Source organism: Agrobacterium sp. 22-210-1 (genome assembly GCF_053522525.1).
In genome coordinates this window covers 1,197,754-1,212,105 of the sequence record NZ_JBNWCI010000001.1, presented here as the reverse complement: position 1 = coordinate 1,212,105, position 14,352 = coordinate 1,197,754, and the positions used below count along the sequence as shown (strand labels likewise).

The 14,352-nt window shown below is 57.9% G+C and carries 17 protein-coding genes and 1 riboswitch; of the genes, 9 read left to right on the top strand and 8 right to left on the bottom strand.

Features of this window, described 5'->3' with window-relative positions; genetic code table 11:
* Positions 1 to 137: 137 nt before the first annotated feature.
* Entirely contained in the window at positions 138 to 458 is a 321-nt protein-coding gene (locus tag ACQZ5F_RS06100; protein WP_225339858.1) for a hypothetical protein, read from the bottom strand.
* 203 nt (positions 459 to 661) lie between these two features.
* Here ACQZ5F_RS06100 and crcB point away from each other — a divergent pair, with 203 nt between their 5' ends.
* The 6 genes from crcB (at position 662) to ACQZ5F_RS06070 (ending at position 4,762) form a co-directional block, all read left to right on the top strand.
* On the top strand, positions 662 to 1,039 hold the full coding sequence (crcB, locus tag ACQZ5F_RS06095) for a fluoride efflux transporter CrcB (RefSeq protein WP_046800184.1): 378 nt from the start codon (positions 662 to 664) through the stop codon (positions 1,037 to 1,039).
* A gap of 66 nt (positions 1,040 to 1,105) precedes the next feature.
* On the top strand, positions 1,106 to 2,095 hold the full coding sequence (locus ACQZ5F_RS06090) for an RluA family pseudouridine synthase (RefSeq protein WP_046800183.1): 990 nt from the start codon (positions 1,106 to 1,108) through the stop codon (positions 2,093 to 2,095).
* Between the two features lie 6 nt (positions 2,096 to 2,101).
* The gene (locus tag ACQZ5F_RS06085; RefSeq protein WP_225339857.1) at positions 2,102 to 2,764 is read left to right on the top strand and encodes an HAD family hydrolase; all 663 of its coding nucleotides are present in this window, start codon (positions 2,102 to 2,104) and stop codon (positions 2,762 to 2,764) included.
* Positions 2,765 to 2,796: 32 nt separating this feature from the next.
* Positions 2,797 to 3,591 carry an ATP12 family chaperone protein gene (locus tag ACQZ5F_RS06080; RefSeq protein WP_225339856.1) on the top strand — a complete coding sequence of 265 codons (795 nt, stop codon included), beginning with the start codon at positions 2,797 to 2,799 and terminating at the stop codon, positions 3,589 to 3,591.
* Positions 3,592 to 3,651: 60 nt separating this feature from the next.
* On the top strand, positions 3,652 to 4,140 hold the full coding sequence (locus ACQZ5F_RS06075; protein ID WP_046800180.1) for a hypothetical protein: 489 nt from the start codon (positions 3,652 to 3,654) through the stop codon (positions 4,138 to 4,140).
* Between the two features lie 232 nt (positions 4,141 to 4,372).
* A complete protein-coding gene (locus ACQZ5F_RS06070) occupies positions 4,373 to 4,762 on the top strand; it encodes a RidA family protein (protein WP_225339855.1) in 390 nt (129 codons plus the stop codon).
* A 59-nt stretch (positions 4,763 to 4,821) separates the two neighbouring features.
* Here the strand turns inward: ACQZ5F_RS06070 and fghA are convergent, their stop codons facing one another.
* Genes fghA through ACQZ5F_RS06055 form a run of 3 tightly spaced genes read right to left on the bottom strand, consistent with a single transcriptional unit; the run spans position 4,822 to position 6,845 of the window.
* On the bottom strand, positions 4,822 to 5,655 hold the full coding sequence (gene fghA, locus ACQZ5F_RS06065) for an S-formylglutathione hydrolase (protein ID WP_137084196.1): 834 nt from the start codon (positions 5,653 to 5,655) through the stop codon (positions 4,822 to 4,824).
* Positions 5,656 to 5,686: 31 nt separating this feature from the next.
* Positions 5,687 to 6,364 carry a DUF1345 domain-containing protein gene (locus tag ACQZ5F_RS06060; protein ID WP_046800177.1) on the bottom strand — a complete coding sequence of 226 codons (678 nt, stop codon included), beginning with the start codon at positions 6,362 to 6,364 and terminating at the stop codon, positions 5,687 to 5,689.
* Between the two features lie 25 nt (positions 6,365 to 6,389).
* Positions 6,390 to 6,845: a YaiI/YqxD family protein gene (locus ACQZ5F_RS06055; protein ID WP_052818451.1), complete on the bottom strand. Its 456-nt coding sequence runs from the start codon at positions 6,843 to 6,845 to the stop codon at positions 6,390 to 6,392.
* Positions 6,846 to 7,011: 166 nt separating this feature from the next.
* On the opposite strand from ACQZ5F_RS06055, the gene ACQZ5F_RS06050 reads away from it, so the two are divergent.
* Together ACQZ5F_RS06050 and ACQZ5F_RS06045 are read left to right on the top strand one after the other, a co-directional pair.
* Positions 7,012 to 7,464 carry a DUF5680 domain-containing protein gene (locus ACQZ5F_RS06050; protein ID WP_046800175.1) on the top strand — a complete coding sequence of 151 codons (453 nt, stop codon included), beginning with the start codon at positions 7,012 to 7,014 and terminating at the stop codon, positions 7,462 to 7,464.
* A gap of 32 nt (positions 7,465 to 7,496) precedes the next feature.
* Entirely contained in the window at positions 7,497 to 8,300 is an 804-nt protein-coding gene (locus tag ACQZ5F_RS06045; protein WP_052818449.1) for a hypothetical protein, read from the top strand.
* Positions 8,301 to 8,369: 69 nt separating this feature from the next.
* Here ACQZ5F_RS06045 and ACQZ5F_RS06040 read toward each other — a convergent pair whose 3' ends face one another.
* Complete coding sequence (locus ACQZ5F_RS06040) at positions 8,370 to 9,026, bottom strand: peroxiredoxin (protein ID WP_065115576.1); 657 nt, start codon at positions 9,024 to 9,026, stop codon at positions 8,370 to 8,372.
* 353 nt (positions 9,027 to 9,379) lie between these two features.
* Between ACQZ5F_RS06040 and ACQZ5F_RS06035 the strand changes: the two genes are divergently transcribed.
* On the top strand, positions 9,380 to 10,030 hold the full coding sequence (locus tag ACQZ5F_RS06035; RefSeq protein ID WP_225339854.1) for a glutathione S-transferase family protein: 651 nt from the start codon (positions 9,380 to 9,382) through the stop codon (positions 10,028 to 10,030).
* Between the two features lie 207 nt (positions 10,031 to 10,237).
* On the opposite strand, the gene ACQZ5F_RS06030 is transcribed toward ACQZ5F_RS06035, so the two are convergent.
* From ACQZ5F_RS06030 to ACQZ5F_RS06020, 3 genes are all read right to left on the bottom strand, one after another.
* Complete coding sequence (locus ACQZ5F_RS06030; protein WP_046800365.1) at positions 10,238 to 10,876, bottom strand: trimeric intracellular cation channel family protein; 639 nt, start codon at positions 10,874 to 10,876, stop codon at positions 10,238 to 10,240.
* A gap of 51 nt (positions 10,877 to 10,927) precedes the next feature.
* Positions 10,928 to 12,664, bottom strand: a complete 1,737-nt coding sequence (locus tag ACQZ5F_RS06025) for a peptidoglycan D,D-transpeptidase FtsI family protein (RefSeq protein WP_225339852.1) — start codon at positions 12,662 to 12,664, stop codon at positions 10,928 to 10,930.
* Between the two features lie 157 nt (positions 12,665 to 12,821).
* The gene (locus tag ACQZ5F_RS06020; protein ID WP_137084204.1) at positions 12,822 to 13,673 is read right to left on the bottom strand and encodes a LysR family transcriptional regulator; all 852 of its coding nucleotides are present in this window, start codon (positions 13,671 to 13,673) and stop codon (positions 12,822 to 12,824) included.
* A 451-nt stretch (positions 13,674 to 14,124) separates the two neighbouring features.
* Positions 14,125 to 14,218: riboswitch (glycine riboswitch) on the bottom strand.
* Positions 14,219 to 14,352: the final 134 nt, after the last annotated feature.

Sequence of the window (14,352 nt, the reverse complement as noted above, 5' to 3'; positions counted from 1 at the left end):
GAAAAGGCGTGATGGCCATCGCCTCCGTGATTTTTCCGGCATTCGGTTGAAAATACTTAGAAAATCATCCTGACACCAGCCTGAACGCCGAAGGCCTGCCAATGGTGCACCTGTATTCAGAAATAAAATTAAAATATTCAAGTATCAAGCTGATTTAAATTACTATTTTCTGATTTGTTTTTCGCGTTGTTTTCCTCATAGGCCTCTACGGCCTGTTCGAGCGTCGCCTGCGGTTCGTGACGCTGGCTGGCGGCGGTCAGGAAATAGAGGGTGAGCGCCGGCGGCTTTATTGCCGTCATCAGGGCTCGAAGCTGGAAGTCGTCGCCATGTTCGGCCTTGCGCGCCAGTTCGTGAATGGCTTCTTCGACCTCGCTCTTGCGGGGCACGCGTTGCGACGGCTTCACTGCCTCCAGCGCATAGGCTGCCGTATTCGCAGAAACGGAAAGAACCTGTGTCATCCAACCTCCGGCTATTTTCGCCGACCCTTAAAAATTGGAGATTAGCATCTGCGTCTTGTTGGAAGGCTAAATCGCGGGGCTGCAATTTAATCGTATTTTAGTGGACGCATGCGGCGGGTAGAGGGCTTTCGCCTGCGATTATGATGGTCTAAAAATCCGTTGGACTGCCCGGTCCGGCCATTTCCTCCGGAGACACAATCCCCATGGTTAATATCGCTCTTGTCGCCGCCGGCGGCGCAATTGGTTCCGTTTTCCGTTATCTGGTCGGCGTCTTGAGCGTTCGGCTGGCGGGGTTGAATTTTCCCTGGGGAACGCTGGCGGTCAATGTGGTCGGATCGTTCCTGATTGGTCTTCTGGTCGAGCTGGTGGCGCGGCGATTGAATGCCTCGATGGAAATGCGCCTGTTTCTCGTCACCGGTGTGCTTGGCGGCTTCACGACATTTTCGTCCTTCTCGCTTGATGCGGTAGCACTTTTCGAGCGCGGTGCGTTCGGCCTTTCGGCCGTTTACGTGCTTGCAAGCCTTGCGGTTTCCATCGCTGCGGTTTTTGCCGGGCTGGCCTTGGGCCGCAGTTTGTTCTAAAGGCTTGATCCAAACGGCGCGCCGGCGAACAGAGCGCGCGATCAAGACAGAAAGACTGGAAATTTCATGGCAGGTATCGAGCATATCAAGGTCGAGGCCGACGAGGCCGGTATGCGCCTCGATCGCTGGTTCAAGATTCACTATCCGGGCCTTGGTTTCGGGCAATTGCAGAAGCTGCTGCGCTCCGGCCAGGTGCGCGTGGATGGCGGTCGGGTGAAGACGGATGCGCGGGTGCAGCCGGGGCAGATGGTGCGCGTGCCGCCCGTTGATTCCGACCTCAAGGTCAAAACCGGCCCGATTGGATCGAAGGACCTCAAACATTCGGAAGACGCCGAACTTCTGGCGCGTATGCTCTTGCATGAGGACGACAAGGTTTTCGTTTTCAACAAGCCGGCCGGCATTGCCGTGCAGGGCGGTTCCGGCGTCAACCGGCATATTGACGGGCTTCTGGAGGCCTGGACGAGCCCGAAGGGCGAAAAGCCACGTCTGGTGCACCGTCTGGACCGCGATACGTCAGGCGTGCTGGTGGTTGCCCGCACAAGAGGCGCCGCGCAGAAGCTGACGGCCGCCTTCCGCGAGCGCGATACCAAGAAGACCTATTGGGCGCTGGTCAAGGGCGTGCCGCGCAAACACCAGGACAAGATTTCCACCTGGCTCGTCAAGGAACAGACGATGGATGGCGACCGCATGCGCATCGCCAAACACGGCGAGGAGGGGGCCGATCACGCCATTTCCTATTACCGTGTCATCGATACCGCCGCGCAGAACCTCGCCTGGCTGGAAATGGAACCCTATACCGGCCGCACCCACCAGCTTCGCGTTCATGCGCTGCATATGGGACACCCGATCATCGGCGATCCCAAATATTACATCGACGATCCGAACTGGGATTTCCCGGGCGGTATCCAGAAGCGCCTGCATCTGCATGCGCGCCATATCGACATACCGCACCCTAACGGCGGCCGCCTTCGGGTCAGCGCGCCTTTGCCGCCGCATATGGTGCAGACTTGGAACCTGCTTGGCCTCGATGTGGCCGATGGCGATAGGGAAGACTGACATCAGATGAAACTGGTTCTTTTCGATTGCGACGGCACCCTGGTGGACAGCGCCGGCCTTATCCATACCGTGATGGCCGACACGTTCGCCGATTTCGGAAAGCCGCGCCCTGATATCTCGCAGACCAAGGCGATCATCGGCCTGACGCTCGATATCGCCATCGCCCGCATGCTCGGCAAGACGCATGTGGATGACGAGGCGCAGGCGATGACGGCGCGTTATCGCGAAATCTATCATCCGATCCGGGAGCGCCCGGGCATGATCGAACCGCTTTTCGACGGCATCGCGCCACTGATCGACGCGCTTTCGAAACGCGACGACGTGTTGATCGGCGCGGTCACCGGCAAGGGCAGGCGCGGGCTGACCCATATTCTCGAAACCCACGGTTTTGCGGATCACTTCATCGTTTCGCGCACGGCGGACGATTGCCCCTCCAAGCCGCATCCGGCCATGGTAATGGAATGCTGCCATGAAACCAGCATGGTTCCGGCCGACACTGTTGTCATCGGCGACGCGATCTATGACATGCAGATGGCCAAGGCGGCGGGCGCAAAAGCCATAGGCGTCGCCTGGGGTTATGCCTCGGTCGACGATCTCTGGAACGCGGGCGCGGATGCCGTCGTTGGCCACCCGCGTGAAATCCCGGCCTATGTTCCGGCCGATATTTGACAACCCTTCTAGCTGACTGATGAGGACGTGCCATGCGTGATCTCCTGAACGACCTTACGGAGGGCCTGAGCCACCCCGACCCGATCCTGCGTGCGCAAATCCAGATGCAGAAGCCTTTGCCGAAGCGGTTCTATAAGGATGTGACCGTCGCTGATGTAGAGGAGGGCGGATTTACCATCCATCTTGATGGCAAGCCGCTGCGCACACCCGCCAAGAAGCCCCTGATCGTTCCGACGAGGGAGCTCGCGGACCTGCTTCGCGACGAATGGGATGCGCAGAAAGAAGTGGTGAACCCGGTGGTCATGCCTGTTTCGCGGCACGTGAACACGGCCATCGACGGCATCGCCAACGACACCCAGGCGGTTTTCGAAGACATTCTCCGTTTTTCCTCCTCCGATCTCCTGTGCTACCGCGCCGGCGATCCGGAAGCGCTGGTTCAGCGTCAGACTGACCATTGGGACCCGGTGCTGGACTGGGCCGCCAATGTGCTCGGTGCCCGTTTCATTCTCGTTGAAGGCGTCATGCATCGCGACCAGCCGCGCGAGGCCATAGCTGCCTTCGCGGTGACGCTGAGGAAATACGATACGCCGATTGGGCTTGCCGCCCTGCATACCATGACCTCGCTGACCGGCTCCGCTATTCTGGCGCTCGCGCTGGCGGAAAGACAGCTGACGCTGGAAGAAACCTGGGCGCTTGCCCATCTCGACGAAGACTGGACCGCCGAACAATGGGGTGAGGACGAGGAGGCGCTGGAACGCCGCGCCGTCAGGCTCATCGACATGCGCGCCGCGCTCCATGTTCTGGAGTCGCTGAAGAGCGCTTCTTAACGCTTTTCTAACCCTGATGATCGAATATGCGGTTACCTCACGTTAGGGGAGCCGCTGATCATGAACACCACGCTGAAACGCCTTGGCATTGTCTTGCTGGCGTGTTTCACGCTCATGTCTTTCAGGCTGGAACCGGAAGCGACCAATGCCGACCGGTTGCTTTACGATGTGCGTGGCGCATTCGTCGCCGCACGCCCCGATGTCGCGCCAGCACTGATGCAGTCCATCCATGCTCAGGTACAGAGCGCAATCCGGACGACGGCGCGTGGCGAGACCAGACCACGCGTTGTGCTGACGATCCGTCTTGCATCCGTCACGCGCGCGCCGTTCCTGTTTGGAGAGCGGGCCTCAGCAAAGGTGATCGTCCGTGCCGCGGCCGTGGCAACGGGCGAGGTGATCGCGGAGGCCAAATTCACCGCCACCGTTGTCAGCTTCGACAATCAGTCCATCGAGCAGGAGCTGGCTTATGGCGTCGCCGAAAGGGTGATCCGTGAATTCCGGCTGAACCGCTCCGGCCCGACGACACTGGCGACGGCGCTTTTTCCATAAACGGGACGCGAGGCAAGCGCGCGAAAGCTATTCTTCTCTTTCGCTGTGGAAACCTCTGCCTCAAAAAAAAGTGCGTCGTGACGTCCATAGATTCACATACGTTACGTATCTTAATTGACATACGCTGCGTACGTCACTATCTCGCATACGTAACGTATGTGAAATGACGTTCGAAGTGTTGAAAGCAGTGCTTCGCCGTCCATTGTCACTCAACCCAAGAGAGAGATGCAAAATGACCGAACGCGAAGCGATTTTCCCTGCCAACAGGCACGCGCTTTACGAGGAACACGGCTATTCCGCAGCTATTCGCTCCGGTGACCTTCTGTTCGTTTCCGGCCAGGTTGGCAGCCGTACCGACGGAACGCCTGAACCGGATTTTGAACGGCAGGTCCGGCTGGCCTTTGAGAACCTGAAAGCCACGCTTGAGGCGGCGCGCTGCACCTTTGACGACATAGTCGACATAACGACGTTCCATACGGACCCGGAAAACCAGTTTGGAACCATCATGAAGGTCAAACAGGAGATTTTCAGTAAATCTCCGTACCCGAACTGGACTGCCGTTGGTGTCAACTGGCTCGCCGGATTCGATTTCGAGATCAAGGTCATTGCCCGCATCCCGTAATATCAGGCCAGGCCTGAAAGGGCGGCGCTCTCAGGGCGCCGCCAGCCTTGTCTTCATCCTTATTTCAGCCGCTCGGCGTGCCACTTCAGATGGTCATCCATGAAGGTGGAGATGAAATAATAGGAATGGTCGTAGCGATCATGCATGCGCAATGTCAGGCCGATATCCGTGCCCTTGATCGCCTCTTCGAACAACCAGGGGCGCAGACCTTTTTCAAGGAAACTGTCCGCCTTGCCCTGATCGATCAGGAACTCGGGAAAACGGGCGCCGTCCTCAACCAGTGAGCAGGCGTCATATTGGCGCCATTTGGCACGGTCGGCACCGAGATATTTTTCGAGCGCCGGTTCTGACCAGTCGGCGGAAGAGGGTGCCACAATCGGTGCAAAGGCGGAGCAGCTCTTGAAACGCTCGGGGTTCCTGAGCGCAATGGTCATTGCACCATGGCCGCCCATCGAATGGCCGAAGATGCCCTGGCGGCTCATATCCGCGCGGAAATGCTGGCCGATGACGGCCGGCAGCTCTTCCGTCACGTAGCTGTACATATGGTAGTGCTCGGACCACGGCGCCTCGGTGGCGTCGAGGTAAAAGCCGGCACCCTTGCCCATCTGCCAGTTGGTCAGCTCATCCGGCACGTCATTGCCGCGCGGGCTGGTGTCCGGGCAGACGATGATCAAGCCCAGTTCGGAAGCCATGCGGCGATATTCGCCCTTTTCCATGACATTGGCATGGGTGCAGGTGAGGCCGGAGAGATACCAGACAACCGGGCAGGGCTCGTGGATCGCTTTCGGCGGCACATAGACCGCAAAGGTCATCTCGGATTTCAGGGTTTCAGATGTGTGCGAAAATACGCCCTGCATGCCGTCAAAAGCCGTATTTTGCGAAATGATATTCATGAGGCCATTCCTTTGAGAAGAGTTTTCCGGTTCAGCCCGCAAGCGAGACCGCGGCATTCACAGCCGCCGCAACCAGAACCGTATTGAAAAAGAAAGAAACGATGGAGTGCAGCAGCGTAACCTTGCGCATGGCGGTCGTTGTCACCCCGACATCCGATGTCTGCGCTGTCATGCCGATCACCACGGCGAAATAGAGGAAGTCGTAACCGCAGGGTTCTTTCGTCGCCGGAAAATCCATACCGCCGCGATGCTGGCGCTTGCCATCCACCGTGGCCGGCCGCCAGTACAAATGCGCATAGTGCAGGGCCGTCATGGTGTGGATCGTCAACCAGCCGAAAATCACCGAGGCGAAAGCGATGAGCAGGGTCCAGACGGTCTCCCCCGTATGATTGAGCGCCTGAAACAGCGATACAACGGCAACCGCCACCGCAAGCAGTGTGACGGCGATGATGGCGATTGCCGGAAGATCGTCGCTATCGGCATGGGCCTTCAGATGCTGCGCCGTCAATCCCGGCAGACGAAAGGCAACCAGCGTCAAATAGGTCAAGAAAAACAGAACGGCCGCCATTTCTACGGCAAGCGACGGCGCAAAGGCTAATGCCAGACCGAGACCAAGAGCACCGGCGAAAAAAGCGAACACGAAAGGCTGATGTCGGCGAAAGGCATTGCTTCCTGTAGTCGTGGGGCTTTTCGGTTTGGCCGTGGTCATGGGCGGCACCTTTCTGTTTGCAGCATCATTTTTTGACACGGCGGCAGAAGCGGTCAAGCGTCTCCAGAAAAGCGGAGCGGTCGCGTGGCGAAAAAGCTGCGTTATATCCCTTGCTCTCACCGGTTTCGCGCAGATGCGCGCCAAGATCGCGCATCGCCGTCGCCATCCCGATATTCGACTGGTCAAAAACGCGACCCGTCGGCCCGGTCACAAGCGCCCCCTTGGCGACGCAGCGGCCGGCCAGCGGCACATCGGCGGTGATGACAATATCGTTCTCACCCGCATGATCGGCGATCCAGTCGTCCGCCGCGTCGAAACCAGCGGAAACAATGACGTTTTTCACCATGGGATCACGCGATGGGCGCAGACCGGAATTGGCAACAAAGGTCACTTCCAGCCCATGTCGTTCCGCCACCTTGAGAATCTCCGGCTTCACGGGGCAGGCATCGGCATCGACATAGATTTGCGGCTTTTGCGTCATGGGCACTCTTTTCGGATAATTCCTGCCACGCTTCTAAGCGCAAACGCCGCGATTACCAAGCCCGTCATTGCTCAAATGCGGGTTCGATGCCGAGTAGGGGCCGCACTTGCGACCACGCTGAAAATCGCCTATGTTCCCTTTATGTTCTTACCCCGAAAGGTTTCCCATGCTGGAAGAGTTCATCGTGCGGGCCAAGTCTGCCACTTATGTCGGCGGCGGCAACAAATCCGCGACGCCCACGCGCAAGGGATCACACGATCTCGGCTATCAGAGCGGCGACTGGCATTATATCGACAGCTATTTCGGGGGAACCGATTTCATCGGGCAGGAGGTCGTCTGGCATCAGGGAACGGCGGTGTGGGCGATGAGTTATTACGGCCGCATCCTCCGGCCCGACATGATCGACGGCGCCACGGCTGGCAGTGTCATTCAGCGGTCGCTTTCCACGCTCTATCGTGAGGGCCGGTTCCTTGGCGGCTTCACCCACCCGGTGGAAAATCTGGTCTATGTCGATACGAATGAAGGTGAATTCCGGTCCTTCACCGGCATTGAGCGCATTTACCGGGGCCATGTCGAGACGTACCGGCTTGACTATCATGGCGGGATCATAAAGCCATAGAGCGCAGGAAATGCCATGGACGGGAATTTGCAATGGCAAATGGCGACACTCTATTTTTCAAGGCGACACTCTATTTCGACAGCGAACCCACGATCTCTGATTTGACCCTCACACAAGCGTGGGGCGAGGAGGGATATGAATGTGAGCGGCTGAGCGAAAAGGGCGTTTTTGACGGCCTGCGCGGTTCGACCAGGGTTTTTGTCGGCAGTCCCGAGCCGGTCGTAGCGGCGCCGGTTGCGCCGGCCCAATATCCGGCAGTCGCAGAGGCCAGGGTCGACTGGTCAAAGACCTTTTGCGTCGATGCCAAAGCGGCATATGACGATTTCAGCCGGGCAACACATCAGTGCGAGTTCAGATTCCTCATCATGGCGGATGAGGACAATCCTGAAATCGCCCATAACGAGATCGCCTCAGCCCTGCTCGGCATTCATCAGGTCGCTCCCATGCAGGCCGTTGCATTGCATTATCTCGACATGATCGTCGGCCGCGCCAATCTCGATGACTATCTTAATTATGCAAACAGCCATCTCGACCAACCGCAGCAAATGGCGGCGATGCTGGCCTTCGGAGCCTTCGTGACGGAGGAGGGGGAAAAGATCAGGGCCTGGACAACGGGTCTGGAACATTTCGGCCAGACGAATCTGCTCTTCGAAACCCCGGCCGGAGATGCGACGGAAGCGCTTCTCACCCTATTCGGCCTCGGGCATCTCGTCGTCAACGGGCGACGCTTCGCTGCCGGCGAAGCCATAACATCTTTCGACCTTCTTGCGCGTTTTACGCCCGCCGAACTCGATGCCCGGCCAATGCTGCGCGTCGTCAGGCAGGACGCCGGCTAGAGCCTGCTGTCGTACCTACTAAGGGAGAATGGGACGATGATGTTTCACCGCCCCATCACAGGCTTCAAATCAGCCGGGCTGCTTGGTCTTGCGCAGATACGGAAGAACCGTGTCGTAAGAACCGAAACGGGCGATCGCATCCTCGTTGGAAACGGCGGCGGTGATGATGACATCCTCGCCCTGTTTCCAGTTGGCTGGCGTCGCCACCTGGTGCCTGGACGTCAGCTGAATGGAATCGATGGCGCGAAGAATTTCCTCGAAGTTGCGGCCGGTGGTCATCGGGTAGGTGAGGACCAGCTTGATCTTCTTGTCGGGGCCGATGACGAAGACCGAGCGCACGGTGGCATTGTCTGCAGGCGTGCGGCCCTCGGAGCTGTCACCAGCACCGGCAGGCAGCATGTCATAGAGCTTTGCCACCTTCAGGTCCTTGTCGCCGATCAGCGGATAATCGACATTGAAACCGGTCGCGGTGCGGATGTCGTTTTTCCATTTTTCATGGCTTTCGACTGGATCGACAGAAATGCCGATGATCTTGACGCCGCGTTTTTCAAATTCCGGCTGCAGGCCGCCCATTGCACCGAGTTCCGTGGTGCAGACCGGCGTGAAATTCTTCGGATGCGAAAACAGCACCGCCCATCCGTCGCCGATCCAGTCGTGAAAGCTCACCGGCCCATGGGTCGTCTCGGCGGTGAAATCAGGTGCTATGTCGTTGATACGCAGGCTCATCTGATAGTCTCTCCCTAATGATTTGAACTGAAATCCTGATGGCTTCGGCAATCCGTGTCCGGCGCCGGAGCTTAGAGTGTCTGCGCAAAATGGCCAGCCTTTTCATCGCGCCCCGGTGACGTCACAGAGCAGGGGAAGTTTGCGAAGTTTCCTTGAAGCGCAATGATGTTCCATGGCAGATATTCGGTGCAGACACTGCTGCCCCAAAGGCGCGTGCGTGAGTCAGGATTGTTTTCGATAGTCGATTTGCCTATTCTGACGAAACGCTACCATGCCGCTCCGGCCGGCTCTGAGAACCGACACGAAAAACTGCGCGACGCCGTCTCCAAACCCCGATGTTGTGGAGAGTACCGATGACGATCACGATTACCGCCTTTGAACGCTCACCCGACGGCGGCAAGGGCCTCGCCCGCGACATGCGCGTTCGTTGGGCGTTGGAAGAGGTGGGCCAGCCATATGATGTGCGCCTTCTCTCCTTCAGGGCGATGAAGGAACCGGAGCATCTCACGCTTCAGCCATTCGGGCAGATTCCGACCTATGAAGAGGGCGATCTCGTCCTGTTCGAATCCGGTGCCATCATCTTCCATATAGCCGAGCACCATGCCGGCCTGCTGCCCAAAGAGGCGGATGCGCGGGCGCGGGCGATAAGCTGGATGTTCGCGGCCCTCAGCACCATGGAGCCACCGATCGTCGAGCACTTTGTCACCGGCTTTCTCGAAAGGGACAAAAGCTGGCATGATGAACGCCTTCGAATGGTGGATGAACGCATTCGCAAGCGGCTCGGTGAATTGTCCCGCCGCCTCGGTGGAGCCGACTGGCTCGATGGCGCATTCAGCGCCGGCGATCTTCTGATGGTGTCGGTCCTGCAAAGGATAATAAGCTCAGGCATTCTCGACGAATATCCGAACCTTTCAGCTTATGTGGCCAGAGGCGAAGCACGTCCCGCCTATAAGCGAGCCTTCGCCGATCAGCTGGCGGTTTTCAGAGCTGCGCAGAAAGCGTGACCGTCTCAGCCCGAAACATTGACGCGATATGCCATCCCAGGCGACCGGGGCGCGGGTAGGGACCACACGCCCGGCTTGGAAGAGCCGGGAGCTGGGCCATTTCAAGAAAAACCTGCTGCATCGATCTACTTGTTGGATCAGTCGTTGCCACGCCTTTCGGAGCCTTTAATGCCACGACCCCTGAGCTTCCGGCTTCGGCAGCTCTCCTCAGTGAGGGTCCTTCGTGTAAACGAATGTCGGTACACACCAGTTAAAGCGTATTGCAAGGAGCCTGAGCATCAATCCGAGGGCCATTGCGACGAGCGAGGATATCGCGTGAGAGGCACCCAAAAGGGGCGCACTCAAGTAGATCAGGCTGGTAAGGACCGAGACGATTGCATAGAGTTCCGAACGAAATAACAGCGGTACTTCGTTGCACAGTATATCCCGAAGTACGCCGCCCAGACATCCAGTCAGCACTCCCGCCGCCACCACGACAACCAGCGGCAGGTTAAGGCCTGACGCAATCTGGCAGCCGATGACGGTGAAGACGACCAGCCCTATTGCGTCAAGAAAAAGGAACATCTTGCGCAGTTGATACATGTATCGGGCGATCGGGATCGTCGCCAGCGCAGATAATCCCGTCACGAGGAGATAGCTGGGATTTTCGACCCACGACAGCGGATAGTGGTTCAGAAAAACATCGCGCACGGTCCCACCGCCGAGGGCGGTAATGCATCCAAGTAAAAATACGCCGATCCAATCCATTTCGCGACGGCCGGCGGCGAGTGCGGCTGTCATCGCCTCTGCGACAATCGCAACGAAATAGAGGATATGGATAATGTCGCTGGTCGAGGGAAAGATCATCGAATAACCCGAAAATTCAGTATCTGTGAATGACATGGGTTCATCGCCAATTCAGTAGTTCATCAACGGAGATGCCTGCGGGTTTCCGAAGGACGGCCGAACCCCGAGAAGAGGTGCGGCGCGCTCAATGATATCGCGCACCATCGGCGCGGCATTGAAGGCCGCAAGGCGCCCGCCGCGCTCGCCGGAAAGTGGGGCGTCAATGATCGACAGAACCAGATAACGGGGGCGGTGCATGGGGAATGCTGCGAGGAATGTATTGAAGTTCAGGTTCTTCGCATATTTGCCATCGATAACCTTTTCCGCTGTCCCGGTCTTCCCGCCCACATCAAAACCGGCCACCTGGGCGTTTCGGCCCGAACCTTGGGTGCCGTTGTACCAGAACAGCTCGCGGACCTTTGCGCTGGTCGAGGCCTGCAGGACACGTCTGCCGGTGATTTGGTGACGCCTCCCACTGTCGGCAATGAAAGTCGGGTGCCGGAACATGCCACCGTTTACGAGAGCCGCCGCAGCCGCAGCCGTCTGTAACGGTGTCGTGGCCAGACCGTGACCGAAGGAGATCGTTGCGGAATTGATCTTTTTCCAGTTCCTTGGCGCTGCGGGCGAAGCAATTTCCGGTAACTCCGTCTGCATCTTAGACAACAGGCCCAATCTGAAGAGAAACTGCTGGTGACTTTCGAGGCCAACGAGATCCGCGACTTTTGCCGTGCCGATGTTTGATGAATAGCGAAAGACTTCCCGGATTGTCAGCGGCCGTCCTCGGCCGTGAAAATCCCTGATGATGAAACCACCCATCTTCAGGGGGCGGGAGGCATCAACCACCGAGTTCAGATTGACGACGCCTGCATCAATCCCCATGGCAAGGGTGAACGCCTTGAAGGTGGAGCCCATTTCAACCGCTGAATTGCTCATGCGGTTGAACCATCCCTTTTCGTAGTCCCTGTCGATCGTGCCATCGGCAAGGCGCCGCGAAGGTTCATTCGGGTCATAATCGGGGACCGACGCCATCGCGAGAACCTCGCCTGTGTCGACATCGATTACGACGGCACCTGCCGCTTCCGCCCGATAGTTCCTCAAGGCATCGCTAACGACGTTATGCACGATGCTCTGAACGCGCAAATCGATGGACAGCCGGACGGGTTCAAGCTGGGTGGGATCGGTAAGCCCAACGCCACGCAGGTCTGCCAGGCCTTGCCTGTCGAGATAGCGCTCAATGCCCGCCAGCCCCTGATTGTCGATGTTGACATGCCCGACAATGTGAGATGCCACTGGCCCGCCAGGATAAAAACGCCGCTTTTCGGGTCTGAAGCCGATGCCCGGAATGCCAAGGCGCATGATCTCAGCTTCCTGGCGCGGCGTAAGCTGTCTCCTGATCCACTGGAAACCGGAGTCAGACGTTAGTTTTCTGTGCAGATCAGCCCAATCCAGGTCGGGAACAACAGAGGCGAGCTTTTCAATGGCCTCATTTGCATCAACAACGCGGCGAGGCTCCGCATAAAGCGAGATGAGATTGATATCCGTTGCGATAAGCTGGCCATTGCGGTCCAGAATGTCGGGGCGGGAGGCGATTATATGGGGTGATCGTGGAATACTCGCCGTCGCTTCGCTCTCGGAAAAATAGCCATATTGCAAAAGGCGGACTGCGATCGCGGCATAACCGATCGTAAATGCTACGATTAGCAGGCCCACCCGCTTGCGATTTCGAGCGGAAGATCTTGCGCCGCGTTTTTTGGCAGGGAGAACAAGGTATCCGACGGTACCTCTCCGGTAACGAGCAATCAAAGACATGAAAATACTCCACGCTCACGTATCGGGAATAGGGTGGGAATGCGGGCAGGTCCAACCGGTCACCGCACGCGCGCAGGACAGACCCTGTCACGCGGCATTTTACACCGCGCCAAATCCCGGAAAATTCGGCAATGGCGCAGGCTTGATCTGCGCATAATCAGGAACGCCACAAGGGCTTGAGACTTTCACTGATGAAGTCCATGGCAACACGTATCCGTGGCGTGTCGCGCACGTCTTCGTGGATCACCAGCCAAACGTCGATCCTGACGCCGGGATCGAGTGGATCGAACCTCACAAGACCGTGTTCCGCGGCGAGGTAGGCGGGCAGCAGCGCCACCCCACAGCCGCCGGCGGCGGCAGCAGCCTGTATGCGCAGGTCGTTGCTGCACATGAACACCTCGTCGGCGGAAAGCCTGTCATCAAGCCAGCGGTAGTGATCCGACTCCCGCATGGTATCATCGTAACTGATATAGAGAGGAGGGCCGTTTCTCGTCGGGTAGGCAGGGTCGGCATAGAGGAAATAGGACAATTGTCCAAGGCGACGCGCAACCAGCGTAGCTTCGCTCGGCCGCTTCAGGCTGATGGCAATATCCGCTTCTCCCTTGGAGAGGGACATCGCCTCCATGGTGCCGACAAGACGGAGCCTTACGTCAGGATGCTGAGATTGCAGCGCGGAGATTTGCGGCGCAATGAAGCTGTAGAGCAGCGATGGCGGTGCGGATACCACGATATCACCTTCGATACCGTTCTGACCGGAACCGGCGCAGCGGCTCAGAGCAAATGCCGATCTGCTCATTTCCTCGGCGAAGTTCGCGACGTCGCGGCCCATATCGGTCAGCACATATGATCGTGGCCTGCGATCCACAAGCTTTACCGAAAGTGAGGTTTCCAGCGATGTGATGCGCCGACTGACGGTCGTATGATCGACGCGTAGCGCCTTGGCGGTTGCCGTGATCGAACCGTGGTGAGCAAAGGCGGAGAAAAATCGCAAATCTTCCCAATCGACCATTTTAAATTTCCTGAATTAGGTGTGTTCGTACAAGAACCGCATACGGGTCTCATCGCGAGATGGCGGATCGCGAGGTGCTTGCGTCACACCTGTCGAGCGCCATTGCCCGGTGAAGCCGCGTAGAACCGTTCAAATTTTGAAGGTGACTGGGGTGAGATGCCGCCGCTGACGCCGGCTGGCATGAGCGCCGACGCGCGGGAATCCGCAACGCCTGACAAGGTCGTGTGCGGCAAATGGAATTGCCGCCATTGTCAATGAAAATGGTCTTGAAACTGCGTCAACGCAATCGACTGTCGATAGGGAAGGGTGACTTCCAGCCATAGGTGCTCCTTGCCCGTTTTCTTGGGCTTTTGGCACCCCCTCTGTCATTGGCCTGAGAGATTCGCTCACCGTGTTTCGGCGAACTTACACCATCGGCGCGAGCAATAAGCCCGCTTTTCAGAGTTTGTATGATCTTGCAGCGGTCCATTTGCCTGAGAGTTTCCGGGGTGGTTGCTCCGTCGGCGCCGATGTTGGGAGAAATCGGTCTCTCCCGCTGCTCGATATGTGTTGCCCCACGCCTCAATCACGAGGTCTGGAGCGCTGTGATCTGGCGTTTCCACGACCGAAAGGCCCCAGATCCGCTAAACCGAACGACCGCGAGATATGGTGTCGTTTATGGCGTAAATTTGACCCGCAC